Genomic DNA, 24,685 nt, shown 5'->3' on the forward strand with positions numbered 1-24,685 from the left:
CAGCAGCGTCCGGCCGGAGTCCCGTGGGAACACCAGCCAGCGGGCCGCTCACCATAGAGGTTCTCCTGGCCGGCAAGAGCGGTTTTCCGCCGCTTGGTCCCTTCGCTGCTTTCCACTTCCGAAGAATCATCGCGCACAGGGCCGGGCCCTACGGGCGATGGTGCCGGGGCCCGGTGCCGCACGTCTCACTCTGTTCGAACGCGTGACTGAGTCGGCAGATGACGCTTCGACCACATCACCGACTCCTGACCTGCCGCGGTCAGACCTGTGGTCGGCGGGGGCGTCGACATGGTCGGGGCCTGTGGGGCGGATTCAACAAATCGTCGCAACATAAGGGGGGTTGGGGTCGTCCTCCAGCAACCTGGAAAGCGCTCAGCTGGGGTGTCCCAGCCGAGCGTCTTCCTGGCTCTGGAGATCAGTTCAGCCGCTACGGCTTGCAGGTCTTCTCTGCCGTATCTGGATAGATCTGTCCCTCTCGGGAAGTACTGCCGTAGCAGGCCGTTGGTGTTCTCGTTCGAGCCCCGCTGCCAGGGTTCATTCGCCGTTGTCATCCTTCGAGCAGACCGTGACGCCGCGCTGCAGGAGGCGGCACCACGGTCTGCTGGTACTCGGGCTTCAGCTGATGATCTGGTAGCCGGTCCAGTCTCCTGCGACGGGCACCTTCGTCTTGTGGTCGGTGCCGAGGTCGAGGTAGGCGATCAGACTGGAGGCGCCGTCGGTTTTGCGGGTGTACCAGATGTCGAAGGCTCCGCTGTGGTCGGCGTCGCCGGGTGAGGTGATGAGCGGGTTGGCGGCCACGGTGAACTGGCTGCCCGCCTGGATTTTGGTGCTCTGGTCCGCGAGTCCGTCCCCGTCGTCCCCGCTTCCCCGGTAGATGAAGATGTCGCCGGTGGTGCGGTCGCGGGCGCCCAGGTCGACGCGGCCGTCTGCGTTGGTGTCGCCGGGGGCGAACAGGTCCATGTCCTTCCAGCCGTCGGCGCCGATCAGGATGGGCTCGCGGTCGGTGTCGAGGCGGTAGTCCGCGGCTCCGTAGTAGAGCCAGAGCAGGTCGCCGTTGCGGACCAGCAGGTCGGGGTAGCCGGTAATGTCGGGGGTTCCGTCGTTGTCGATATCGAGGGGGCCGTCGACGTCGCCGATGGCGAGGATTTCGTCGGCGTCGCTCCAGTGGTTGTTGGCCGGGTCGTAGACGGTCAGTTCCTGGCGGTCTGTGGTGTCGCCCTCGCAGTCGGTGCAGGCGAAGCCGAAGCCGTTGTTGGGGTGGATCGACAGGCTCTTGACGCCCGTGGTGCCGGGGCGCAGGGCGATGAGGTCTTCGTAGCCGTCGTCGGTCCAGTCGCCGCGGTGGGTGATCTTTACCCCGGTCCAGTTGAAGTCGGAGGCGGTTTTGGTGTTCTCGGTGAGGGTGCCGTCGCCTGCCCCGTAGTAGCGGTGCAGGGTGCCGTCCTTGTCCACGGCCCACAGGTCGGGGTTGCCGTCACCGTTGATGTCGCCCGGTGTGTCGGCTTGTTTGAGGCCGTTGGCGTAGAAGAGGTAGTCGGCGCTGTCGGATTTGTTGCCGGCTTTGTCGAGGCTGCGTGCGTAGAGGTGGTTGGAACCGGGTGTCGTGGGCGTGAGCTTGACGCTGACGCTTCCTCCGGTGGCGGTGGGTGTGGCGGTGCGGACGGTCTGGTCGGTGTCGGTCCAGTACTCGTACTTGGCGACGTCTGTGACTCCGCCGCTGGAGAGGGTGAAGGTTCCCTCGCTGCGTACGGATCCGGTGGTGGAGGGCCATCCGTCACTGCCGTCGGGGAATTGGGGCGATGCGACGGCGGGCGGGGTGCTGGGCCGGTTGGGGTCGAAGACGAACCGGCAGCCGGCCTTCCCTGCGGCCGGGGTCCAGTCGGAGGTGGTCTTGCCGTCGTCGGCCCGGGCCTTCCAGGAGAAGTTGCCGCTGGCGACGTTGATGTACTTGCTGAGGGTGCTCTTGGCGACCTTGAGTTTGGCGACGGTGCCTGAGGTGACGGAGACGGTCTGGTTGACGATCAGTACGCCGTTGGGGTCGTCGTTGGGGTGGTGGCCGGTGGCCCAGAGGTTGAACTGGACTTTGACGGTTCCCCCGTCCTTGTCGCTGCCCTTCGCGGTGACGTAGATGTCGGTGTTGCCGATGAGGCCGTAGGGCGCGGTGTCGCCGCAGCCCTTGGTGTTCTTCGTGCTGGGGACGGTGTCGAGGCCGGTGGGCGCGTCGGGTGGTGTGTTGTACTCGGTGGACATCACAGCCGACTTGGCATCGAACTTTTTCCAGCCGAACACGTCGGCCTCGTCGTTGGCAGCGAGTTCGAAGATGATGGTGTTCCACTTGCCCGATGCCGCGTCCTTGGCCCCGGAGGTGACGTCGAAGGCCAGGTTGCCGGCGGGGCAGTCCGAGCCCCAGCCCTTGGCGTCATTGACGTGGCTCAGCTGTTCTTTGCGCGCGGGGCGGTTGTTCCAGCTGGTGTAGGAACCAATCTCGCTGGTGCGCCAGAGGTCGACGCGCGAGGCGGTGCAGGACCAGGACCAGGTGTTCTTGATCCGGAACGTCGACTTGACGACCTGCTTGTTGGTACTCCACAGGTTCTTGGTGTTCATGCGGAAGTACGAGCGAGCCAGGCCGTTGGTCTCGTCCTCGTAGCCGACGCGGGCGGTGGAGGTGGAGGAACCGGAGCCGCCCCATCCCGCGCCGTTGAAGAACTCGGCGTCGGGGTGCTTCTTGTAGGCGATGGCCCAGGAGTGACGGGATCCCTCGACGTAGGGGTCGATGTAGACCGGATACTGGGTGTCCTTGCCGGTCATCACCTCGGGGTCGGGGGTCAGTTCGAGGGCGCCGTCCTTGACCTCGATGGGCATGGCTGCCTGTTTGGCCCCGCGTCCGGGTTCGAACTCGTCTCCCGGTGGAGGGCCGGCTGCTTCGCCTGACGTCCTGGCGGCGGCCAGGGCGACGGGCTCGCTCGTGGTGCTGTCCCACATGCGCGGTGTGGGGGCGGTGAAGAGCTCCTGCCCTCCTGGGTTGACCGCGCTGAGATTGCCGTACTGGTCAGTGGTGACATCCACACCGTCGCTGGACATGCCGTAAGCGATGGTTTTGAGTTCCGGGTTGGCTGCGGCCTGCGGGGTCTTGACCACCAGGAGCTGGGCGAAGCCGGAGGCACCGGCGCGGAGTTTCAGGTCGACGTCCGCCAGGACGTCGGGGTAGGTGACGGTGTCGTCCGAGATCACCGGCTCGGGCAGGGGGTTGGGCCAGGACAGGGAGAGGCTGCGGCCGTCGCGTCTGATGGTGGCCAGCGGTCCCCCGCCACCGCCGGAGAACTCCAAGCCCACCGCGGTGGCGTTCGGGGTGATCTTTCCGTTCGCGCCGCGCCGCAGGGTGGTGTCGATGTCCACCAGTTTGTTGCCTTGGCGTGCCCACTGGGCTGTCGCGAACCGCTCCTCCGTGAACGTACCGGAAGGGTTGGCGAACACCTGTGATGCCTCGGTGCGCTGTGAGAGGACCTCGACCGGCTCGCCCGACTCGGCCGCCTGGGACAGGGCTTCGGCCTCAGGTGTCCCTGCCGCCGCGCGCGGAGGCCCTGATGCATCGTCAACTGCGTTTGCAGGAACGGCCGTTATGAGGGAAGCGACTATCGCGAGGGTGGCGGCCGCAACAATATGGAGGCGGTGTGGCGCCGCACGGTTCGGTCTCTTTCGGTGTGACCTCATCACACTTCCTTTTCTCTTTAGGCACAGCATTCCGGGCACTTTATAGTGTGGACGATCCAGGCGGGGGCCCAGACCACGTGAAGGATTATCAAGGGTTTCATTCACAGAGAAGCCGAATAGGGTGAATCCACACTTAAGTACCTTAGGGACGTTTCGCCCGTCACATCCATCCAGCACCCCCACTCGGCACAACCCCAGCTCAAAGCCTTGCGAGCGGCGAGAGGATGGGAATTTTTCCAGGTTTACACCCTTCACGAACAGTGACCGTCGCCCCCGAAGCCATCCCCTTATCACCAACAGGATTACGTCCTCCACTCGAGGGATGTTTACCACTCCATTGCATACTGCTAAGGTCCTCCCGATCTTCATCTTTGTGAACTTCCCGTGGGGGGAATTGGTGACCGGTTTGCGGGCGAATGCATTTCGCCGTTCCACGCGCACGATCAACAGACGGGTCCGGGCGGTGCGATGGGTGGCACTGTCCCTCGTGGCCTATCTGGTGGCCGGATTGCTGGGGGCCCCCGTCGCCGCGGCAGCCGAGCTGGAGCTGCTGAAGCTCAAGAAGCCCGACCCCGTTCCCACCTCCACGGTCAAGGAACACACGGTCTCGCGGCCGGACCAGACGAAGCAGAGCCCCTCGAAGGGCACGCGGACTTCGGCCTGGCCGGGAGCAGGCACCACACAGATGGACGTTCCGCCCACCGGCGTGGCCAAGGGCCGTGCGGGCTCCCTCCCGGTCAAGCTGAGCCGGGCAGGTGCCGAGAGCGGCAGGCCTGCGGGCCCCGCGCGGGCACAGGTCCAGGTGCTGGACCAGAAGACTGCCGCGACACTGGGCGTCGACGGTGTCCTTCTGGCCGTCAGGCCCCTGGAGGGCGAACGGGGTTCGCTCGACGTGGAGGTCGACTACAGCAGTTTCCGGCAGTCCTTCGGCGGTGACTGGGCCTCCCGTCTGGCGGTGCAGCAGCTCCCGGGCTGCGTACTGACCACACCTGAAGCCAAGGGGTGTGGTACCGGCAAGGTTCTCGGGACGGTCAATGACACCGAGCGTGGCACGGTGTCCGCTCCGGTCCCGCTGCCGGCCGCCGCTCCCTCCGAGCGGGGGAAGACCGCCCCCGTCGCCAGGTCCCTCGCTTCGGCACGTTCGGTCACGGGCCTGGCTGCCGGTCAGGGGTCGGTTCTCCTGGCTGTGACGGCGGCCGCGGCCGGTGCGGCCGGTGACTTCAGGGCCACCTCGCTGGCGCCGTCAGGGGCCTGGTCGGCCGGCGGCGGTAACGGCGGGTTCTCCTGGACGTACGACATCGCCGTTCCCGAGGTGCCTGGCGGGGCGCAGCCGGACATCTCGCTGGGGTACTCCTCACAGTCGGTGGACGGCCGTACGGCGGCCACCAACAACCAGGCCAACTGGATCGGCGACGGCTGGTCCATGGAGCCCGGATTCATCGAGCGCCGCTACATCCCCTGCACCGATGACACGAAGGACAGCAACGCCATCGGCAGGGTCGGCGACCAGTGCTGGAAGAAGGAGAACGCTGTCCTGAACCTGGGCGGGAAGAGCACCGTCCTGGTCAAGGACGACTCCGTCAAGGACGACCCCGAGGGCGAGTGGCGTCTGGAGAGCGATGACGGCACCAAGGCCGTCAAGCTCACCAGCTCGAACCGGGGTAACGGGGACGACAACGGCGAGTACTGGCGTGTGACGACTCCCGACGGCACCCGCTACTACTTCGGCTACAACCGGCTGCCCGGCTGGGCGGAGGGCAAGCCGGAGACCAACTCCACCTGGACCGTGCCGGTCTTCGGCAACCAGGCCGGGGAACCCTGCCACGCCAACGCGTTCAAGGACTCCTGGTGCCAGCAGGCATGGCGCTGGAACCTCGACTACGTCGTGGACCCGCACTCCGACGCCATGGCGTACTACTGGGAGAAGGAAACCAACTCCTACGGCCGCAACGTCAACGACGCCACCGGCGACTCCTCCGCCACCGACTACACCCGCGGCGGTTACCTCAAGCGCATCGAGTACGGTCTGCGGTCCAGCACCATGTACGGCAAACAGGCCGCCGGGAAAATCGACTTCACCGTCTCCGAGCGCTGCCTGAGCAGTTGCGGCACCTTCGACAAGGCCAACGCCATGAACTGGCCCGATGTGCCTTTCGACCAGTACTGCGCTTCCGGCACCGAGTGCAAGGACAGCTACTCGCCGTCCTACTGGACCCGCAAGCGTCTCACCCAGATCGACACCTCGGTCCTGACCGGCGGCACCTACCAGGCGGTCGACACATGGAAGCTGGACCACGACTTCCCTCCCACCGGTGACGGCACCGACCCCGCGCTGTGGCTGAAGTCGATCACCCGCACCGGCCATACCGGTACCGGCGACGTCACCATGCCCTCGGTCACCTTCAAGGGCCAGCAGCTGGCCAACCGCGTTGAAGGCGCCACCACCCGTGAGGGCAAGCCCGACCCAGTGCCCCCACTGGTGCGCTACCGCGTCTACGGCATCGACACCGAGACGGGCGGCACCATCGGTGTCACCTACGCAGCCGCCGACTGCAAAGCGGGTGACATCCCCTCCCCCGCCTCGAACACCCGTCGCTGCTACCCCGTCATGTGGTCACCTCCGGACGCACCGGCCGCGGACTACGAGCCCTACCTCGACTGGTTCCACTCCTACGTGGTCACCCAGGTGCTGGAGTCCGACAACACCGGCGGAGCACCGGTGAAACAGACCGACTACTCCTATCTCGACGGTCTGGCCTGGGCCAAGTCCAAGGACGACGAGTTCACGAAGGCCAAACACCTCACCTACGACGACCGTAAGGGCTACGGACGCGTCCAGGTCCGCGCCGGCGCCGGCGCGGACCCGCGCACGCTGAAGGAGTACCGCTACTTCCGCGGCATCGACGGCGCGCAGGTCAAGGACCAAGAGGGCATAGCGGTTACAGACCGTGAGGCCTTCGCCGGCATGACCCGGGAAGAGGCCACGTTCGACGGCGACGGCGGCAAACTGCTCACCACGACCAGCTACGAGCCGTGGCGTTCCGCTGTCACCGCCACCGAGTCCCGCCCGGAGGGGCTGGCGCCCCTCACCACCTACGCCACCGGCATCAAGTCCGACACGACCCGCACCGCCGTGGGATCGGGCTGGCGCACGGCGCAGACCGAGCGGACCTTCGACGCCTACGGCCAGGTCCTGACCGAATCGCGGCTCGGCGACACCGCCAAGGCCGGCGACGAGGAGTGCACGACCACCGCCTACACACCCAACCCGGGAACCAACCTCCTGAACCTGGCCTCCGAGGTCAGGACGGTCGCCAAGCCCTGCGGGACGACGCCCTCGCTGCCCGCCGACCTGGTCTCCGTGGCCCGGTACTACTACGACGGTGCAACCAGCCTCACCACTGCTCCGACCAAGGGCGACGTCACCCGCCTCGACGAACAGGACGCGGCAGGCACCGGTTACCTCACGACCGCCAGCACCAGCTACGACCAGCACGGCCGTGAGCTCACCGAAACCGATGCACTCGGTCAGAAGGACACCACCGCCTACACTCCGAGCACCATCGAGGCCCCGACGTCGAAGACCGAGACCAACGCTCTCGGTCACACCACCACCGTCGAGTACGACCCGGCGCGAGGCATCCCCGCAGCCATCGTGGACGCCAACGGCAAACGGACCGACGCCGTGCACGACGGGCTCGGACGGCTCCTGAAGGTGTGGAACCCCGGATGGTCCAAGGCCGATCACGCCACACAGCCGTCCGCCGAATTCACGTACACCATCTCGAAGACCGCCGCGAACGCCGTCGCCACCAAGGCCCTCCAGCACGACGGTTCCTACGCAACGTCGTTCGCCCTCTACGACGGGCTTCTGCGTGAGCGGGAGACCCAGTCCCCCGCCATCGGCACCGAGGACCGCGTCGTCACCGAGACGCACTACGACACCCGCGGCTTCGTCTGGAAAACCTACTCCCCCTACTACGCCGCGGGCGCCCCGTCGAAGTCTCTGGTAACCGGCGCCGACCAGCAGATACCCGCCGCCACCGAGAATCTCTACGACGGCGCGGGACGTGAAACCGCCACGGTCTCCCGTACTTTCGGCGACGAGAAGTGGCGCACCACCACCCTCTACGACGGTGACCGGACCACGGTGATACCGCCGAAGGGCGGCACCGCGACCACCGTCATCACCGATGCCCGCGGCCGGGCCACCGAACGTCTCGAGTACACCAACACCGCCCGCACCACGCACCAGAAGACGGTCTACGCCTACGGCAAGTACGACGAGCCGTCCGCTGTCACCGACCCCGTGGGCAACACCTGGACATACACCTTCGACAACCGCGGCCAGCAGATCGAAGCAGACGACCCGGACAAGGGCGTCTCGACCACGGTCTACGACAAGCTCGGACAGCCCCTGTCGACCACCGATGCCCGCGGTATCACTCTCACCAGCTCCTATGACGCGCTCGGCCGCAGCACCGGCCTGAAGCAGGGGGGCACGCTCCTGGCCGAGTGGACCTACGACACCGTCGCCAAGGGCCAGCCCACCAGCAGCAGCCGGTACATCGACGGCAAGGAATACCGCACCGCCACGGACGCCTACAACGACAGGTACCAGCCCACCTCCAGCACCGTGACCGTCCCCTCCCAGGCCGGCACACTCGCGGGCGCCTACACCTGGACCTTCGGCTACAACACCTACACCGGGCTCCAGGAATGGATCAGACACCCCGCGGTCGGGAACCTGCCCAGCGAACGCCAGACCACCATCTACGGCGAGGGCAACCTCCCGCAGAAGACCACCGCGGGCTCCATCACTCTGGTCAACTCCACCGCCCACGACGTCTTCTCACGCCCGGTGCGCACCGAGTACGGAACGCTCGGCAAGAAGGTCTACACATCCCGGGTCTACGACGAGCACACCGGCCGGATGACCCGGCAGACCACCGACCGTGACCTCGCCCCCCAGCGCATCGACGACACCTCCTACACCTACGACCCCGCGGGCAACATCACCGGCATCACCACCGCCAGCGGCCAGGACACGGCCAAGACCGTCGACACCCAGTGCTTCACCACCGACCTCCTGGGCCGGCTCGGCGAAGCATGGACCGCCAAGACCGCCTGCACCACACCCCCGTCAGCGGCCACGGTCGGCGGACCGGACGCCTACTGGCAGACCTACAGCTACGACACCCTCGGCAACCGCACCCAGCTCGTCGAACACGCCACGGGCACCCAGGCCGGCTCCGACGCCACGACCACCTACACCCACCCCGCAGCCAAGACGGGCCTCCCCCACGCCGTCCAGCAGGCGAAGACCACCGGTGGCCCCGACAACGGCCGCATCAGCACCTTCGCCTACGACAAAGCCGGCAACACCACTCAGCGCGCCCTCGGCAACCAGAACCAGACCCTGACCTGGGATGCCGAAGGCCACCTCGCCACCCTCAGCGAAGCTGGCAAAACCACCAGCTACGCCTACGACGCCGACGGCAACCGCATGATCACCAAAGACGCGGACGGCAGCCAGACCCTCACCCTCCCCGGCGGCAACGAACTCAAGGTCACCAGCACGGGAACCAAGGAAGCCGTCCGCTACTACACCCATGAAGGCGAAACCGTCGCCGTACGTACCGGCAGCGGCTTCTCCTTCCTCCTGTCCGACCATCAGGGCACCGCGATGGCCGCCGTCGGCATGACCACCCTCGCCCTCACACGCCGCAAGCAACTCCCCTTCGGCCAGACCCGCTCCACGCAGAACGAACAGATCCCCGGCACCCGCGGCTTCGTCCAAGGAACCAACGACCCCACCGGCCTCACTCACCTCGGAGCCCGCGAATACGACCCCGCCCTGGGCCGCTTCCTCTCCGTCGACCCGGTTATCGACTTCGACGACCCCGCCCAGATGAACGCCTACAGTTACGCCCACAACAGCCCCGTCACCCAGTCCGACCCCAGCGGCCTGCGTCCTGACGGCCCTGCCGGCGGAGCCTCCTACAACGACGAATACTGGGCCGACCAACGCGGAATGACCGCCGGATACACCCTCGGCAAAAACGGCAAATGGGTCTGGAAGCAGACGCCAAAGAAAGACAAGACATCCCAGAAGAAATACGCCGCATACAAGGCAAATCCCTCCACCTACAAGGTCTCCTACTACAACCCCAGCACCTCAGGAGCCAAATCCAACGCAAAAGCAAGAGCCGCAGCACAGGCAAAATCCAAGGCAGCAGCACAGGCTCAAGCCGATAAAGTCGCCAGGGAAAAAGCAGATGCAGAACGCCGCGAACAAGACAGCATCTTCGGAAGCATAAGTCGCGGAATTGACTCGGCAGTTTCTAAAATGACTAGTAACAGGTTCCTGACCCAGACAGCCGCAAACATAGGAATAGGAATAGTGGCAGGCCTGACAGCCGTTGCCGCATGCGCGGGAACAGCAGGACTGGGGTGTGTCGTAATTGCCGGAGCAGTGACTGCAGCTCTGATCGGCACGCCAACCAGCCTGGCCATCGATAAAGCATACGGGCACCAGACCACGGGGCCGGAAGCGGTCGGATATTTGGCTTCAGCCTTGCCCCGAGGGGGATTTCAAGGTGCAGTTAGAAAGCTCACCGGGAAAGGTCCATTCATGTATTACATGGGGCAGGCCTGGAGTAGTATCCGTAGATGAAACCCGCGTAAGGCAGGCCTTCGCAGACTCCTCGAGTCCAAGGGCCCCATGCGGCGACGGCAGGCAAAGGTGTTCCATGTTAATGGACTCGCCGCCGGTCCACACTCGACAATGAGCGTGGACCGGCGGCGAGCCGCTTCCAGAATTGAGGAAGATGTGAAATTTAAAATCGTGCGAAAATTGCACTCGTCGCTGCTGGAATATGCAGAACCAGCGCGAGAAGAGCGCCCTTACGCCTACGCAGAAACTCCTGTCGGAGTGGTAACTCTCACGCGTTCCCCATCTGAAAGCAGATCTCCGGATGCGCTAGCCAACAAGCATGAAGACTGGAATCTCCTCCTCAATGGGGAGAGCAGAATGACAATTAAAGAAATCGCCGCCCCTGGCTATCCGGCAAGAAGCCGCCTAAGAACCGGAGTCCACGCCACCATTTGTGGAGCCCCTTGCCAGATAAGAGCCGGCGGGTCGCTGCGACCGAGCAAGAGATTCTTTGAGGCGAAATTCTCCGATTCATCAAAGATCGGAATTCACTCAAACGGAATTAACATCGAGCTAGAGGGAACGGATGGGTATACCTTGGGAAAAAGGACCGCCGGACAATGGAATATAGACGCGCAAGAATCTCCGGAGTTCTTCACCGTCTGCCTGTTCGAGATCGGGGATTTTGATTACTTTCTGGCCTCCCCCCTACTGACTCTCTTCTGACTTTCGGGATGCGAGCGTTCTCCACCTCTGACCGTGAAGGTTCTTTGCCCAAGGTTCGGCCGATGCCGTCCACCGGGCAGACGACTGGTGTTCTCTCGTTCGGGACCAGGGTTTCGACACCGACTGGCCACAGTGGCAGCAACCGTGCCTCAGCGGGACGCCAGGTGCAGATCTTCGAAGAAGTACGGCCGCCGCACCGTCGGCGGCCGCGGACGCTTGGCCTGGGGGCGAAAAGGCGCGCACGAGGCTGGCCACGACTCGTTCGCCGAGATCCTGTTCGTCCGGGGGCATACCGCCGATCTTCGCGAGGCCGGTTCGGTCGGTCAGGAGGGCAAGTTCCAGCTGCGGAGCCCGCAGGTCGACGACGCACTCGTCGTGCGGCTTGGCATTGGGCAACAGGTTCCGCTGCCGGGCCCAGAGTGCGAGGTGGTCGCGCCAGTTGGACAGTGGGGCCTCAGGTGCGGCGAAGTCGACGATCTTCACGACGTGGGCGTTGTCCGGCGTGACCGGGTGGGCCAAGAGGTCTGCGGCAGTGACGGTGACGGCGTCCTGCCGAGAAGGTCTTCAGCCTCGGTCGGGGACATTCCGCAGCTCAGGGGGCCGATCCGGCCAGTGCCGGAGAAGTCGACGAGTATGTCCATCAAGGTCACGACAGTGACTGTGGCACTCTCCCCGAGCCGGTTCGCACCTCGATATCAGCGTTCCGCGCTTGCGCCGCGTTGCCGGGCGGCGACGAGTGGCAGGAGGCGTGCAGTGGTCGGTACGTCGAGCTCGCGTGGTGTTCGGGCCTGCGGGCGTCGGAGTGTCGGAGTGTCGGAGTGTCGGCCAGACGGTTGAGTAGGCTGTCCAGCGCTTCCTGGCCGTCATCGACGGCCGCGCGTTCGTCGTCGGTGAGGGGGTCGCGGCGGCCATTCTCTGCAAGTTGTCTTTGGCTTCGATGAGTTGCGCCTTGGTGGAGTCTTTCGGGGCATAGAAATCGCAGCGAGCGCAGGCCATTCGGTGCTGGCGCTGCTCGAAGAAGGTGTAGCTGCAGACCGCTGTCCGCTCATGGCGCCCCGACACAGGCCACGTCTCCACCAGTACCGCCGTGCTGCCCGACACATCTCCCGGTCCGTGGCCGCACCAAGGGGACATGATCACCCCAGCCAGGTTCCACGTAGCTGTAAAGATGCTCAAGCGTCAGATGTTCGTGCGTGCTGGCTTCGCCCTTCTGCGGAAGCGCGTACTGCTCACACAGTGATCGCGATGTCAGCGGCTGATGCGAACATCCCGGCGCACCTACACGAGGAGATCAACATGGGCACCTGGGGCACTGGCCCCTTCGACAACGACACGGCCGCGGACTTCACCAACGCTCTCGACGACGCCAAACCCGGGGAACGCGAGGCACTGATCCGTGGCGTCCTCACGCATACCGTCGACGCCACCGGCCGGCTCACCGAAGGAGAAGAAGCGGTGGCCGCAGCCGCACTGATTGCGGCGCAGTACCCTGGCGGCGACCCAATCGACACACCCTACGGCCCTGAAGAACCCATGCCCGCCTTCCCTGACGATCTCCGGACTCTCGCAGACAGGGCCCTCGCTCGCATCATCCGCGACGAGGCCGGGCCGGCCTCGAACTGGGTCGATCCGGAAGACTGGAAGCAGTGGCGAGCCAACCTCAACCGCCTTCGCACAGTCCTTGCTCCGCCATCACCGTCCATCCCGCTGTTCGATGTCGAGCAATGACCGATCGTCACCCGCCACAAACCCGGAGCCGGAACCCGAGTAGTGCCATCAGTTGTTCAAGGGTCTGGGCTCTGGCGCAAGTTCCGTGACATGGCGACCTCCATGTACGGTCACGCCCCGCAAGAGCGTGACCGGACAGTCATTCCCCGCGGCCGGCGGTCAACTCGTCACAGAATCTCGATGGAGTTGACCTTCGGCGGACGGTTCGGGAAGCTGATTTCCGTCCAGCGATTGATCCTCACCGAGTCGCCGTTGGCATCGTAGTAGATCAGGTCGTTGTTGCCCGTGGAGATCTTGTCGACCCACCACCCACCGAAGCTGGTCCTCCCGCGGTTCGCGTAGCAGTCGACGCTTTGCCTGCCACCGCTGTGTGACCAGATCTTGAGGAAGTTCTCTCCGCCACGACACTCGACATGGTCGATGGCGTAGGCGTTGCCGCTCGTGCTGACGGTGAGGGCGGTAACTGCGGCGAGCGACACGGCCAGGGCACGCGCGACCCTCCAGCTTTTTGAGATCACAGACTCTCCTTCATACAAAGGCCGGCCGCACGGGCTGACCCTGTCGGCGATGCTGCCTCATGACGGAGCGGTACTTCGTCGAGCGGACAGACGGATACGACCCGTCAGGACCCCTCGGGCAGCTCGTGCGATGGTGCCGCCACGCTATAGACGAAACGACGCCAGACCGATAGAAGCCAGTTAAAACACATCAAAAAGGTGATAACCCCAGGTAAGACCGTGGCGCACGATGAAGCAAGAAACAGCCCGAGCCTCGGCCGACCGGTACGAGTGGGGCGTGACGCACAACTTCGGCTTCCACTTCACCCAGGAGCTGGCCAATCGCCTCAGCATGCCCACCGACAGCTGGCCCGCGAGCGCAGAGCAGGTGACCGCGTTCTTCGCGATCGTCGTCAACGCGCTGGGCACGGACGGCGCGGTGCGGTGGTTCACGGCAGCTCGCAGAGCTCACCACCGTGTGGTGACTGCGGAGCAGAACCGGGCCCATCACTTCGGGTTCGCCCATCACCTGGACGTGGAGACCGAGACGCACCAGGAGCTCACCCTTCCCGTGGCGGCGGCCTTCGAGGCGATGAAGGCATTTTGGGAGGTCGCCCGACGCGATCCCGGCGTGGACGTTGGTGAGTTTTTCGACTGCGCGCTGAGGGCGTGCTCGCGCCTCAGCGGCGCGCCGGCGGCAGCGGGAGCGATCGCGTAGCTCGTCGCCCGTTCAAGCCCTCGCTGCATGGTGAGAACCCGGCGCTGTCGGGGAATCCGGGTTGATCAGCCCAGGTTTCGCACAGAGGCAGAGCGGCAGTTCGTTCAAGCGGCGGGCTTTCCGAGGCAGTGGGCTGGGAAGCATCCGAACGTGGCCAGCTTCGAGGACCACCGACCGCTCGCAACCGATGACCGTGGCAACACCTTGCTCTCGTTCACGTGGGGAGACGAGGTAACGCCGCCGGGAGATGCGCCACTGCCGGCGGCGCTCGTCGCCCTCTGGTGTGCTGGCCGGGTTCTCATGGTCCTCGATCGATACCGTCAGTCCTGGGAACTTCCTGGCGGGCATATCGAGCAAGGCGAATCGCCTCGTCAGGCAGCTCTGCGTGAACTGTTGGAGGAGAGCGGGCAGGAGCCTGACGGACCGATGCGGTTCGTCGGCTACGCGAAATGTGTACTGACACCCGACCAGCGAGTCGAATACCTGGCCGTGTTCGCAGGTCACTGTGCCGGAGCCCGCGACTTTCAGGCCAACGAGGAGACCGCGGCCATTCACTGGTGGGATCTTCTCGAAGCACTCCCAGGGCATGTTCAGCTCCTGGACACCTATCTCGCCGAGCTCACGCGCTTGCCCAGCCGATCGCCCCACTCGGGCTGAGTGGGCGACGCTATCGAGAGCCGGGAAAGTCCCGATCTGGCGGGCGGTCATTGAACGCGGAACGTGGCGAGCGCGCCGGCAGCTTCGGGCTCGGTGGTGGTGAGCATGCCCCTCGCCCGGCGCCGTACGACGCGGCCGATGCGGGCGGGGTCGACCGGCTCGCGAGGCGCGGCGACGCGCGGGGCGAATGGTCGCCGGGTACTCCGCCACCCCGATCCGGTGACTCCGAGATCTGTCGGGTACCTGTGCGGGGGAGCCGTTCCTGTCACCCTGGAAGCCAGGGGATTCCTGGCCGGCCCTGGCAGACCGGGCGGGATCGGAGGGGGCAACTGATGGCAGGCTTTCTGGGGGACTTACCGACCTTCTGGGCCTTCGCGGTCGTCTGGGTCGGCGCTTTCGCGGCATTCATGGCGTATTCGCTGGTCCGCCTCCGCTACGTGCTCCGGCGTGACCGGCAGGCCATCGGACGCTTCTTCGAAACCGGGGCCGCCACGCCCGTGCTCGCCATGTACCACCTTGAGGGAGAGCGGGCGGCGACACAGGCCGGGATCCTGCTGCTGTCCCCCGGGCACCGCCCCTCCGGCGGCCGACGCCGGAAGGTACGGGACACACGACCGGAATCGGACCCCCTGCTGGCGGCACTCCAAGCGGCCGTTCAGGACGCCGGAGGGAGCGGCTCCGTGGAGGAGGTGAGGGCATCACCCCGCTTCCCGGCCTTCAGCGCCCAACTGCGGCAGGCAGCGCGGCGCGACCTCCCCGCACGTCGGACGCGCGACGTGCCCGGCGGGAGGGAAGCGTGGGCCGCGGTGTTCGGTCTTTTCGCCGTCCTCGTGTACGGCATCGGGTTCTACGTCCGTCAGCCGGACGCGAACGGGCTCTGGTTCGTGATCGCCCTGGCCGTGCATGTGCCGGCGGCGGTCTGGATCGCCATCGCTGACGAGAGGACGGGACAGAATCAGTGGCCCGAGTTCGAGGCGCTGTGCGAGCGCTGCGTCACCCGGGCGCAGGTACGCGTCCCTCGGGCGGAGCGGGCTGCCGGTACGGACCGTGCCCCTACCACCGGCTGGGCCAACGACGGCGGCGTCGGCGCGTCCAGTTCATGCGGAGGCGGCTGCGGTGGCGGCTGCGGTGGCGGGGTATGAGCCGGCCGCGGCGTACCCTCGGTACCTGGCGGGCGCGGTTCTGGGCGCAGCTCGCGGTGCCTTCCGGCGGTGCAGGAGAGACAGGTGCCGGCGTCGTCGAAGAAATCCTGACCGCCGGCGCGGCCCCCGTCCCCGCGCTATCCGAGGGGTCAGGTCACGGGGTTCTCCAGCAGGGTGACCCGGTTGCCGTCCGGGTCTTCCAGGGCAGCGAACCGGGTGCGCGTACCGCCGGCCCGCACCGGCCCCGCGGCCAAACCGCGTTCCTCGAGCTGTGCAAGCGCCTCATCCAGGTCAGGAACCTCCAGATTGAGGAGCGCCGAACCAGAACGCTCGGCGTCCTCGAAGACCGAGAGCCAGCCCCCTGCCGTGAGATGCCAGTCCGCCAGCGACGGCATCGGCCGGGTGTCCGCCGGGCGTCCCAGCAACCGTTCGTACCAGACCACCGCGGTCTCAACGTTCCCCACCGGCGCAACCATCAACACGCGGGCAATATCCATGAACGCCATCCTTTTTTCGGACCACAGTTCCGTGTCGCTTCTCCAGACTGCTTGAGTCAACAGAACTCATCGCACGTTGCCGAACACACACTTGGCTTGTCGTTTATCGTCCGGTTGCCGGCGGTGTCGCGAGCGATGACTGAATTCTGCTCAGCCATCGACGGCAGAGCTCAGTCGTCACCGGCTCGAAGGCTTCGGGCGTGGAAGTCTCGAAGAGGAACTGTGTCAGCAGGTCTTCGTGGCCGTCTTCGATGTGCGGGCCGTCGACGAAGTGCACCGTCTGGGCCCAGGTCGTGAGCTCGTCGAGTCCCGCCTGGCCGTCGGCGGCCTTCTCCAGTACGACTGTGATTGCGGCGCGGTCAACGAGGGCGGTGGCTTTCCGTTCGTATCCACGCCATCCGTCTTCCTGGAGAGCGTGGATACATCCGTGAGCGGCCTCTGTAGCCGCGTTGGGCGTGCGGAGGTCCGTACCCGGAAGGCGGCACGGACCCTCCGCGTGGTCGCTGTCCTCAGGTGCTGTCGTGCTCCATGGCGTACAGCTCGTAGGGGATGGCGGCTCCGTCGTCGCTGTGGCGGTCGGACGTGCCGACGTGGGTGAATCCGGCTTTGACCAGGACGCGGCCGGAGGCTGGGTTGTCGGGGTGGTGCATGGCCTCCAGCCGGTGGAGGCCGGCGGTGGTGAAGGCGAGGTGGACGACCTGGCCGGCGGCGTGGGTGGCGTAGCCGTGGCCCCAGCTGTCCTCCCTGAGGATGTAGCTGATGGTGGCCATGGACGGGGTTCGTCGCCGCAGGGCGATCAGGCCGATCAGGCCGGCTTCGTTGAGGATGCCCCAGCTCCACTGCGCGCGGGGGGTTTCGGTTGCTCGGGCGAGGGCGGTGCGGATCTTCTCGTGGGCCTGGTCGAGGGTGAGGGGTTTGCCGGTGGTGTGCCGGATGGAGGCCCCGCTGTAGATGCGGGTGAGGGCTGGTGCGTCGTCGGGGCCCAGGGCGCGCAGGGTCACCATGCGGTGATCAGCTCCTTCGTGGTGGATCGGTCGGCAGGATCGGGGGCCGGGCGCGCGGCCGCCGGTGGCCTGGCCGCGTCGGTGAGACCGGAGAGTGCTTGTAGGCGGTTTCGGAGAGCGGTCCGGAATGTTGACCGTAGGTTCTCGGCGAAAGGCAGGTGCAGTGGACATCACGGTGCGGTGGATCAAGACGTCCTGGACGAAGCAGTCTCGGGGCGGGAAGAGCCGCTGCCCGCAGGAACGCGGCGCCGGTCGGCTTCTCGTTGCCTCAGGTGCCCGCTGGGTTTGCCCACTTCGTTCGGCTGCTTCCCGGGCAGTGGGTCCGCCGGCAGTTGAACTACCGGTTCACCGGCGCTCTGGGAATCCGCGGGGGGTCGTGCTGGCTCGGCACGTTCAACATCGCTTATGGCCCCGTCGACCGGGATGTCTTCCTGTCGGAGCCGACTGTGATCGTCGATGAGTGCGGGCCAGTTCGACAGAGCAGGCGGACTGGGCTCAGACGGCTGCTTGTTCCGCTTGGGCGCGGGTGGTGGCTTAGGCGGTAGGTGCCGGTGTCGGTGATGTTGCCGCCGAAGGTGAAGCGGTCGACGACGGCCGAGCAGAGGCGAGGGTCTGTGAAGGTCTTGGTCCGGCCCGAGAAGGACTCGTTAGAGCCGATGGTGACGCTGTTCTTCTCCTCGCGCCCGGTCAGGATCTGGAAGAGGAGTTCGGCCCCGCGAGCTCAGCACGATGATCGATCGGTGGGACCGGGAGGACGACGCCCGCCGGTCCGGTCCCGTCCTGGCACGATCGGCGAGTACGTCGCGGCCGAGCAGCCGCTGCCGGAGGAGCCCTTCGAGACGGGCCGGCTCTTCACCCCGCGGGTCACCTCGTGCCCTGGGCAGACGGGCGGCCGACTCCTGCGCGATCAGCTCCCCCACGTCCTCCTCGGCGACCACCACGTCGGCGACGGCGGCGAGGAGAGCGGCGGGCGCTTCGGCAGCGCGCACTGCGCCACCGACAACTCCCCGGGCCGGCCGGGCCGGGGTGGCGGTCGAGGCGCACCGCGGTCTGCTCGGCCAGGACGCGAACTCCCCGGCGGGAGAGAGCGGACGGGCCCTGGACGGCGGTGCAAGCGACGGTCTCAGCCGTCGGGCCGGCCGCGTCCAAGACCGTGGCCACCGGCCGGCGGCCCCGCCGTCACGTGACGGCGGGGGCTTCCCCGGCGAATAGCTGCTGCTCGACCTTCCGGGCCGGCGGCTTCAGCTCCAGGACCTCGCGGGCGCGGATCGCCGGCGCGCTCGCGCAGTTGCCGGACAGGCTCCGGGCTGGTGGATCGGCCCTTCCGTCGCGCGCGACAGCGCCGACACCGCTGGGACGTCTCAGGGGTGCAAGGCCCTCACGCCGTCCGGGACCGTTCCAGCAGTTCCACGACCTCCCCGTGAGGGAGGCCGGGCTCCCGCCAGCCACGGGCCCAGTCCAGCGCGCTGCCCCCGGCGCCATCGTGCTTCTTCAGCTCAGGGTCGGCGCCATGGGACAGCAGCATCCTCACCATGGCGGTATTGGCATTGGCATGGGCCGCCGCAGCCGCCAGCGGGAGCCCGTCTGCGAGGGCCATGGGACGCCAGATTCGGCGACGCTCCAGCCGCCAAGAGCCCCAACTCGGCCTTGCTCTGCCGCCTCGCACAGACGTCGGGGAGTTTCTTGCGCTGCCCGTCGTCCGGTAGTCCAGCGCGGTCACGCAGGGCAGCGTCAGCCGGCGTCGGCGTCGGCCGTGGTGCCTGGTCAGTTGGGGCCTCGGAGTGTTCGGGGCACAGGAACAGCAGCCAGTCCGGTGCACCGCCGCTCCTCGTCTCCGGGCCCTGCCGGAGCACGGGCGCCGTGCCCCCGTAGCGCAGCGTTCTCGCCCAGGGCGATGGCCGTCACCAGTCAGTCCTTTTGTCCATGATCGCGGCGCACATGAGGTTCTCGGGGTGCTTGTGGCAGGCGACCAGTGGGTTGACGGATTGGCTGAAGTCCGTGATCCATAAGTGCTCCGGCTTGCTCGGTGTGGCCTCCGCGAAGAAGGACTTCTTGCCGTCGCCGACCACCACCTCGCCGGTATGCCCGTTCGCCTCCTGGTAGCGGGCCTTGATGCGCCACTCGCACGACTTGTCGAGCACCAGTGCCTCCACTCTCAGGCCGCCGGGCTCCAGTCCACCTCCGAGATCGATCTTTTTGCGGGCGAAGTAGGGTTCGCCCACGTCGTTTCCCTCGTCGGTGATGATCGGCTCGGCGCCGTCGTCGGTGAGGTCGAACCGGACACCCGCGTAAACCTGCTCGCCCTGCGGCGGGTACGCCACCACCGTCTTTGCGGTGGGTGCGTGGCACGAGACGTCGACGGGCTTCATCCCGACGATCGACAGCTGGGACGTGCGCTCGCTCAGGAGGTTCATCGTGAACATCGTGGCGTCCGACGGATGGAACTCCTGGGGGTCGTAGTCGGGCGGCGGCGGACCGGTCAGCTTCAGCGTCGTCGGAAAGCGCACAATGCGACCGCCGAGAGGACGCAGGAACTCCCAGGCGTCCTCGGAGAAATCGCCCCCCTTGGCGATCGACTCCAGTCGCCGTACCTCCGCGGGAGACAGTGTGCGGTCGAGAACGATCTTCCAGAGACTGGGCGCGGGGGCGTACGCGATTCCGGCCGTGAACGGTGGCTTCTGCTCGTCCAGCCGGTCGCCCTCGTTCTGCTCGGCCCGGACTCTCTGCGGCGTGGTGAACAGGTCGAGTCCGAAGCTCAGCAGGTAAGCGGCGCCCGCGAGGAGAACCGCGGTGACCGCGACTGCGGCGGTGTACACGAGGAGTGTGCGCCGTCCGCCGCCGAGTCCTTCCGTACCGGGCAGGAAGTGGGCGAGCGCTCGGCGTATGAGCGACCGCTGGGCGCCGCGGGAAGCCGGCACCGGTGGGCCGGGCCGTCCCGCCGTTGGCTCGGGCGTCTCGTCCGTGCTCGGGGGCAACGACGACATGTGCACTTCCTTGCGGCGGCGGCTGCGGTCACGGCCGTGAGAGCCGGAGCAGGCCCTCACGGATGGCGTCAGTTTTCAGTACCCGAAGGGAAGTTACAATCGAAACCGCCCATACAGGCAGCTGCTGATCACGGCCGGGCGTTGCGCTGAGCTGAGCTGAGAGGGCCTCGCGCAACTCCTCCCACAGGATGCACGGCGGCGCATCCGTATCCGGAAGGTGGATCTTTGCGGAGACTGCGGCCTGGGAGGGCGTACATGGGCTGACCCGCGACGGCTCGGGGCCAGGTGGGCCGGGCGTCCTGACGTTGGCCGGCCCCTGTTAGGTCTTGCTCCGCACCCGCCGGCGCCGGCCTGGCGGCCGTCCGGACCGGCGGGCCGGGGCGACGTCACGCAGGGACGCCGAGCGGCGGGTGCTCGAGCACGCGGGGCTTGTACTCGACCAGTTGGATGCGGCCGTCGAAGGTGCGGTGCTCGATCATCTGGAGGGCAACGTCCGGATAGCCGTCGTAGATGCGTTCTTCGCCCGTGGCGCCGGTGATCACCGGGAACATCACGACCCGGAAGCGGTCGACGAGTCCGGCTCGTAGCAGGGACCGGCACAGGCTGAGGCTGCCGATTGTGCTGAGGAGCCCCGAGCCACTCGACTTCATGGCGCGGACCGCCTCGACGGCGTCGTCGCGGACGAGCGTGGAGTTGGCCCACGTCAGCGGCTCCTCGAGTGAGGAGGAGAACACCACCTTGGAAGCTTGCGTGAGCTCGTCGACGGACGCCTCTTCTTCGGGCCTGAACTCGTCCTGGCCTTTCGGGACCTCGCCTGCGGCGAAGCCCGACATCAGGCGGTAGGTGTTCGTTCCCATCAGGTAGGTGGCCTGGGGCTGCTCGCCGAGCCATGAGAGGTACTCCGGGCCTTCGAGGCCCCAGAACCCGGGCCATCCCTCTCCTGATGCGTGGCCGTCGAGGGAGGTGATGAAGTCGACGAGAAGCTCCGACATGGCGGTGTCCTTTCCTGGGGTGTCACGGGCTTGGACTGGCCGGGAGCCGCAAACTCATCGGCCGCGCTGTGGAGTAACGAGAAACCCGTGACGCTGCAGCCGATCAGATCGGCGGAGCGCCACCCGCGAACGGCCCCGGGCCAACCGTCACGCTCAGCCGGGCCGAGTACGACGCTCACGGGCCAACTGAAGCGCCCGGCCACAACAACTGGTCCGGGCTCGTGGGCTGTCCGGGCGGTTACAGGTCGAACTCCAGGTGCTCGATGTCCGTGAAACGGATCTCCTCCAGGGCGCCGGCGCGGCGGCCGCCGTCCTGGAAGTAGGTCTCCTTGAGCGCTTCGGCCGCGATCTCCTTGAGTTCACGGTCGCCGGCGCCGGCCTCCTGGGCCTCGAAGAGGCGGGCGGCGTGGCGGGGCGGCAGGGCGACGGTCAGGTGCCGGATCCGGTCCTCGTCCGTCGATCCGATCGGCGCGATGTAGCCGAGCCGGGCCCGGGTGTCGATGACGATGCCGCCGGTCGTGGCCGCCGTCTCGCGGGCCTTCGCCCGGATCCGCGGCTGCCACCGCTTCCCGACCTCGGCCTCCAGCCGGGCGGCGAGGTCCGGGCGGGGCTTCTTGATCTGGTCCTTCACGTACCGCTCGACGGTGCGCTGGGAGACCCGCAGCATCTGGGCGACCGCCCTGGTGCCCTTGAACTGCTTGACCAGGTAGCGCATCTGCGCGCCCGCCGACTTCGGTACCGGGCGGGTGAACGCCTTCCGCACGGCCTGGTCCAGGCCGTCCCCGAACATGCTCATCGCCTGCTACTCCCCGTTGTCCTGGGCGGTGACGGTGCCGTCCTTGATGTACCGGGCGAGGTTGAGCTCCGGGGCCTCGAACTGTTCCCTGACGCCCTCGCCCCACAGGACGCTCTGTGTGCCCTCCCATTTCACCAGGCCCGGGTTGACCCCGAGCCTGAAGCCGCCCGGCAGCGGCCTGCCCTCCCGGTAGGGCAGGACATCCAGCGGGGATTCGCCGTCGGCCGCGTACACGACGCAGTCGGAGAGGATCGCGACCGGGTACTGCCCGGTGAACGCCGCGTGCTTGACGATCTTGCGGTGGAAGTTGATGCGGGTGCGGGAGATGACGGCGGCGCGGATGTCGGGCCGCCAGGTCGGGCGGGACAGTGCCCGCCACGGCTCGCCGGGCCGCCAGCCCTCGCCCCGGGGCCGCTCGCGCAGCTTTCCCAGGCCGCCCTTCACCGTCGCCTTGACGGCGGACACCACGATGGCCAGCTCCGGGTCACGGGCGCGGTAGCCGTCCATCGCCGCCAGGAAGTTCTCCGGCGGCAGGTCCGCGTCGACACCGAGGTCGGCCATCGTGGCGAGGTAGGCGTCGCGCAGCCGGTTGTACCAGCCGTCCAGGTAGCGGCCGTTCTCGTACCGGACGTGCGCCTCCAGCGGGCGTACCTCGTAGCCCAGTTCCTGGGCGTAGGCGACGGTCGGTGTCGCGTACCAGGCCGGGCCCTCGGGGCGGTCGCCCTTCGGCGTGAACGGGCTGGGCAGCAGCGCGGCGTCCAGCTCCACCCACTCCTTGCCGGTCTTCACGCGGGAGAGGTCGACGTGGCTGAGGTCGACCAGCCACGAGCCGGGCAGCTTCGGGTCGAACGCCGGGTTCCTGACGTGCGTCGGCGCGCCGAGGCCGACGGTCAGTCCGTTCGCTCCGGCGGCGAAGGCCATGTTGACGTCGAGGCCGACCAGGTTGCGGCGCAGGCATTCGGCGTCGGTGAGCGGCCGGGCCCAGTCGTACGCCTCCTCGAACAGCTTCTCGCCGGGGCCTCGGACGTGGAAGCGGGGCAGGTCGGCGAGGACGGGGTGGCCGTCGGGGGCCTCGCACGGTGCACAGTCCACCGGGTCCTTGCCGAGCGAGCCGGGGTTGTGCTGGGAGCGGCGTCTGCCCGTCTCGTCCGGCTCGGAGGCGCGGGTCGGCGGGTGCAGGGCGGTCATCAGTTCCAGGCCGGTGACGGCGGTGGAGCCGCGCGGCGTCATCACCCGCGAGGCGTACACGCCCAGGACGCGGGCGAGTTCGGCCGGCGGGAGCTGTCCGGCGTCGCCCCAGTGCCGGGTGTCGAGCGCGTTCCAGGCCGGGATGCACAGCTGGACGCAGGCACGCTCCGAACCCTGCGCGGGGCGGTAGATCCGCGCCCACGGCCCGAAGCCCCTCTTGGTGAGCCGCCAGTCGGCACGGGTCAGCTGCTTGACGACCTTGTGGCCCTCCGGGATCCGCCCGGCGGTCCGCTCCTCCTCGCCGAGGGCGGCGGGCAGGCCGTAGCGCTTCAGGGCCGGCTCGGTGAGCACGAGCAGCGGGTCGGCCGGCTTGCCCGGACCGGACAGTTTCGGCTGCCCGAGCTTCGCCTCCTCGAGGGTCCAGTCCACCAGGGCCGGCAGGCTTTTGGCGGGCACGTCCAGGACCAGGCCGCCGGTGCAGTACGCCAGCGTCTTCCCGTCGGTGTCGACGTCGATGACCGCCAGCGGACCGTTGTCGAACCGCGGGCCGCCGGTGGCCGACGGGGCGGCGGGCGGCGCTTTCCGCGCGCCGGGAAGCGGCGCGGGCGCCGGGGCGGCGGCAGGGGCGGGACTGGTCCGGGTGTTCTCGGAGACGGTCATGTCCGCCGCCTCGGGTGCCGGGCCCGCGGACGGAGCCGGCGCTTCCGCCGGGGCGGGCGTGCCGGTGGACGTGGCCGCCGGCGCGGCGTCCTGGACGGGTACGGTCGCGTCGGCCCTGGGGGGCACGGTCGCGTCGGCCGGGGCGGGGTAGAGCTCCGCGAGCTGCTTGAGCAGCCGGGCGTAGGCGTCCCGCTCCGGCGGGCGGGGCTCGGTCTTGCCGGACTCCCAGCCGGACACGGTGGCCCGCCGCACCTTCAGCGCGGTGGCCACCTCGTCGATCGTGAGCCCGTGCGCAGCACGCAGCCGCTTGCGTTCCGCCGGTGGCGGGAGCGGGGAGCGGGACGCGACCAGTGCGTCGACCGCGTCGAACAACTCGGACATGGAACACCTCCTGACCAACACTCTCCCTCATGAAACGTGCGTGTCGCGTACGTTCGCCGTACGGACAGCGCACAACGTGCGTTCGGGGAGTGCGACGACATGTCAAACGGTGTGCGGGCAACCGGGTTCGCGGTCCGGCTGACGGGCGTGCGTGCGGTACTTCCCGGGCCGGTTTCCGCCGGACCCGTGGCGGGCGCCGGCTCCCGGTCCCTGTCGTGATCAGCAGGGGCTTGCGGCCGTAGAGGTCGGAGAGGCGGCCGTGGAGCGGGACGGTGACGGTGACGGTGACGGTGACGGTCAAGGGTGAGCAGGTAGGCCGTCACGGTCCAGGTGCGGAGGTTCTGGCCGC

17 protein-coding genes and 2 pseudogenes are annotated in these 24,685 nt (G+C 67.3%); 7 read left to right on the forward strand and 12 right to left on the reverse strand.

Features of this window, described 5'->3' with window-relative positions; all coding sequences use genetic code 11:
- Nucleotides 1-368 precede the first annotated feature (368 nt).
- Nucleotides 369-533, reverse strand: a pseudogene (locus ACIOGX_RS36430) (transposase); the annotation flags it as partial.
- An 82-nt stretch (nt 534-615) separates the two neighbouring features.
- Nucleotides 616-3,711, reverse strand: coding sequence for an FG-GAP-like repeat-containing protein (locus tag ACIOGX_RS36435; RefSeq protein WP_401919013.1), 3,096 nt, complete (start codon nt 3,709-3,711; stop codon nt 616-618).
- 472 nt (nt 3,712-4,183) lie between these two features.
- On the opposite strand from ACIOGX_RS36435, the gene ACIOGX_RS36440 reads away from it, so the two are divergent.
- The 3 genes from ACIOGX_RS36440 to ACIOGX_RS36450 all read left to right on the forward strand — a co-directional run bounded on the left by ACIOGX_RS36440 (nt 4,184) and on the right by ACIOGX_RS36450 (nt 12,820).
- The gene (locus tag ACIOGX_RS36440) at nt 4,184-10,387 is read left to right on the forward strand and encodes an RHS repeat domain-containing protein (RefSeq protein WP_401919015.1); all 6,204 of its coding nucleotides are present in this window, start codon (nt 4,184-4,186) and stop codon (nt 10,385-10,387) included.
- A 111-nt stretch (nt 10,388-10,498) separates the two neighbouring features.
- A complete protein-coding gene (locus tag ACIOGX_RS36445; RefSeq protein ID WP_401919017.1) occupies nt 10,499-11,092 on the forward strand; it encodes a hypothetical protein in 594 nt (197 codons plus the stop codon).
- A gap of 1,296 nt (nt 11,093-12,388) precedes the next feature.
- Nucleotides 12,389-12,820, forward strand: a complete 432-nt coding sequence (locus tag ACIOGX_RS36450; protein WP_401919076.1) for a DUF4259 domain-containing protein — start codon at nt 12,389-12,391, stop codon at nt 12,818-12,820.
- A 167-nt stretch (nt 12,821-12,987) separates the two neighbouring features.
- Here ACIOGX_RS36450 and ACIOGX_RS36455 read toward each other — a convergent pair whose 3' ends face one another.
- Nucleotides 12,988-13,338 (reverse strand): beta/gamma crystallin domain-containing protein, encoded by a 351-nt coding sequence (locus tag ACIOGX_RS36455; RefSeq protein ID WP_401919019.1) that lies wholly within the window; start codon nt 13,336-13,338, stop codon nt 12,988-12,990.
- 229 nt (nt 13,339-13,567) lie between these two features.
- Here ACIOGX_RS36455 and ACIOGX_RS36460 point away from each other — a divergent pair, with 229 nt between their 5' ends.
- The 3 genes from ACIOGX_RS36460 (at nt 13,568) to ACIOGX_RS36470 (ending at nt 15,834) form a co-directional block, all read left to right on the forward strand.
- Nucleotides 13,568-14,035 (forward strand): hypothetical protein, encoded by a 468-nt coding sequence (locus ACIOGX_RS36460; protein ID WP_401919021.1) that lies wholly within the window; start codon nt 13,568-13,570, stop codon nt 14,033-14,035.
- 150 nt (nt 14,036-14,185) lie between these two features.
- On the forward strand, nt 14,186-14,692 hold the full coding sequence (locus ACIOGX_RS36465; RefSeq protein WP_401919023.1) for an NUDIX hydrolase: 507 nt from the start codon (nt 14,186-14,188) through the stop codon (nt 14,690-14,692).
- A gap of 332 nt (nt 14,693-15,024) precedes the next feature.
- Nucleotides 15,025-15,834 carry a hypothetical protein gene (locus ACIOGX_RS36470; RefSeq protein WP_401919025.1) on the forward strand — a complete coding sequence of 270 codons (810 nt, stop codon included), beginning with the start codon at nt 15,025-15,027 and terminating at the stop codon, nt 15,832-15,834.
- A 149-nt stretch (nt 15,835-15,983) separates the two neighbouring features.
- Here the strand turns inward: ACIOGX_RS36470 and ACIOGX_RS36475 are convergent, their stop codons facing one another.
- Together ACIOGX_RS36475 and ACIOGX_RS36480 are read right to left on the reverse strand one after the other, a co-directional pair.
- Complete coding sequence (locus ACIOGX_RS36475; RefSeq protein ID WP_401919027.1) at nt 15,984-16,331, reverse strand: VOC family protein; 348 nt, start codon at nt 16,329-16,331, stop codon at nt 15,984-15,986.
- A gap of 509 nt (nt 16,332-16,840) precedes the next feature.
- Complete coding sequence (locus ACIOGX_RS36480; RefSeq protein WP_401919029.1) at nt 16,841-17,335, reverse strand: GNAT family N-acetyltransferase; 495 nt, start codon at nt 17,333-17,335, stop codon at nt 16,841-16,843.
- 163 nt (nt 17,336-17,498) lie between these two features.
- Here ACIOGX_RS36480 and ACIOGX_RS36485 point away from each other — a divergent pair.
- Nucleotides 17,499-17,811 (forward strand): annotated as a pseudogene (locus ACIOGX_RS36485) (hypothetical protein); the annotation flags it as partial.
- On the opposite strand, the gene ACIOGX_RS36490 reads toward ACIOGX_RS36485, so the two are convergent.
- The 7 genes from ACIOGX_RS36490 to tap form a co-directional block, all read right to left on the reverse strand.
- Nucleotides 17,739-18,029: a hypothetical protein gene (locus ACIOGX_RS36490; RefSeq protein ID WP_401919078.1), complete on the reverse strand. Its 291-nt coding sequence runs from the start codon at nt 18,027-18,029 to the stop codon at nt 17,739-17,741. The pseudogene ACIOGX_RS36485 and the gene ACIOGX_RS36490 overlap by 73 nt on opposite strands.
- Nucleotides 17,983-18,324 carry a hypothetical protein gene (locus ACIOGX_RS36495; protein ID WP_401919031.1) on the reverse strand — a complete coding sequence of 114 codons (342 nt, stop codon included), beginning with the start codon at nt 18,322-18,324 and terminating at the stop codon, nt 17,983-17,985. Before ACIOGX_RS36495 ends, ACIOGX_RS36490 begins: the two co-directional genes overlap by 47 nt.
- Nucleotides 18,325-18,713: 389 nt before the next feature.
- Nucleotides 18,714-18,932, reverse strand: coding sequence for a hypothetical protein (locus ACIOGX_RS36500; RefSeq protein WP_401919033.1), 219 nt, complete (start codon nt 18,930-18,932; stop codon nt 18,714-18,716).
- 304 nt (nt 18,933-19,236) lie between these two features.
- Complete coding sequence (locus ACIOGX_RS36505) at nt 19,237-20,319, reverse strand: hypothetical protein (RefSeq protein WP_401919035.1); 1,083 nt, start codon at nt 20,317-20,319, stop codon at nt 19,237-19,239.
- 386 nt (nt 20,320-20,705) lie between these two features.
- Nucleotides 20,706-21,311, reverse strand: coding sequence for a dihydrofolate reductase family protein (locus ACIOGX_RS36510; protein ID WP_384773469.1), 606 nt, complete (start codon nt 21,309-21,311; stop codon nt 20,706-20,708).
- A 238-nt stretch (nt 21,312-21,549) separates the two neighbouring features.
- Nucleotides 21,550-22,107 carry a telomere-protecting terminal protein Tpg gene (gene tpg / locus ACIOGX_RS36515; RefSeq protein WP_384773472.1) on the reverse strand — a complete coding sequence of 186 codons (558 nt, stop codon included), beginning with the start codon at nt 22,105-22,107 and terminating at the stop codon, nt 21,550-21,552.
- Nucleotides 22,108-22,113: 6 nt separating this feature from the next.
- A complete protein-coding gene (gene tap, locus ACIOGX_RS36520; RefSeq protein ID WP_401919038.1) occupies nt 22,114-24,336 on the reverse strand; it encodes a telomere-associated protein Tap in 2,223 nt (740 codons plus the stop codon).
- Nucleotides 24,337-24,685 lie beyond the last annotated feature (349 nt).

Origin of the sequence: Streptomyces sp. NPDC088147 (assembly GCF_044741565.1) — a bacterium.
GTDB lineage: Bacteria > Actinomycetota > Actinomycetes > Streptomycetales > Streptomycetaceae > Streptomyces.

Bases quoted from the DNA above. Each gene is read 5' to 3' on its own strand.
- ACIOGX_RS36435 (WP_401919013.1), bottom strand. From the start codon at position 3,711: ATGAGGTCACACCGAAAGAGACCGAACCGTGCGGCGCCACACCGCCTC.
- ACIOGX_RS36445 (WP_401919017.1), top strand. From the start codon at position 10,499: ATGAGCGTGGACCGGCGGCGAGCCGCTTCCAGAATTGAGGAAGATGTG.
- ACIOGX_RS36450 (WP_401919076.1), top strand. From the start codon at position 12,389: ATGGGCACCTGGGGCACTGGCCCCTTCGACAACGACACGGCCGCGGAC.
- ACIOGX_RS36460 (WP_401919021.1), top strand. From the start codon at position 13,568: ATGAAGCAAGAAACAGCCCGAGCCTCGGCCGACCGGTACGAGTGGGGC.
- ACIOGX_RS36470 (WP_401919025.1), top strand. From the start codon at position 15,025: ATGGCAGGCTTTCTGGGGGACTTACCGACCTTCTGGGCCTTCGCGGTC.
- ACIOGX_RS36475 (WP_401919027.1), bottom strand. From the start codon at position 16,331: ATGGATATTGCCCGCGTGTTGATGGTTGCGCCGGTGGGGAACGTTGAG.
- ACIOGX_RS36480 (WP_401919029.1), bottom strand. From the start codon at position 17,335: ATGGTGACCCTGCGCGCCCTGGGCCCCGACGACGCACCAGCCCTCACC.
- ACIOGX_RS36500 (WP_401919033.1), bottom strand. From the start codon at position 18,932: ATGGCCCTCGCAGACGGGCTCCCGCTGGCGGCTGCGGCGGCCCATGCC.
- ACIOGX_RS36505 (WP_401919035.1), bottom strand. From the start codon at position 20,319: ATGTCGTCGTTGCCCCCGAGCACGGACGAGACGCCCGAGCCAACGGCG.
- ACIOGX_RS36510 (WP_384773469.1), bottom strand. From the start codon at position 21,311: ATGTCGGAGCTTCTCGTCGACTTCATCACCTCCCTCGACGGCCACGCA.
- tpg (WP_384773472.1), bottom strand. From the start codon at position 22,107: ATGAGCATGTTCGGGGACGGCCTGGACCAGGCCGTGCGGAAGGCGTTC.
- tap (WP_401919038.1), bottom strand. From the start codon at position 24,336: ATGTCCGAGTTGTTCGACGCGGTCGACGCACTGGTCGCGTCCCGCTCC.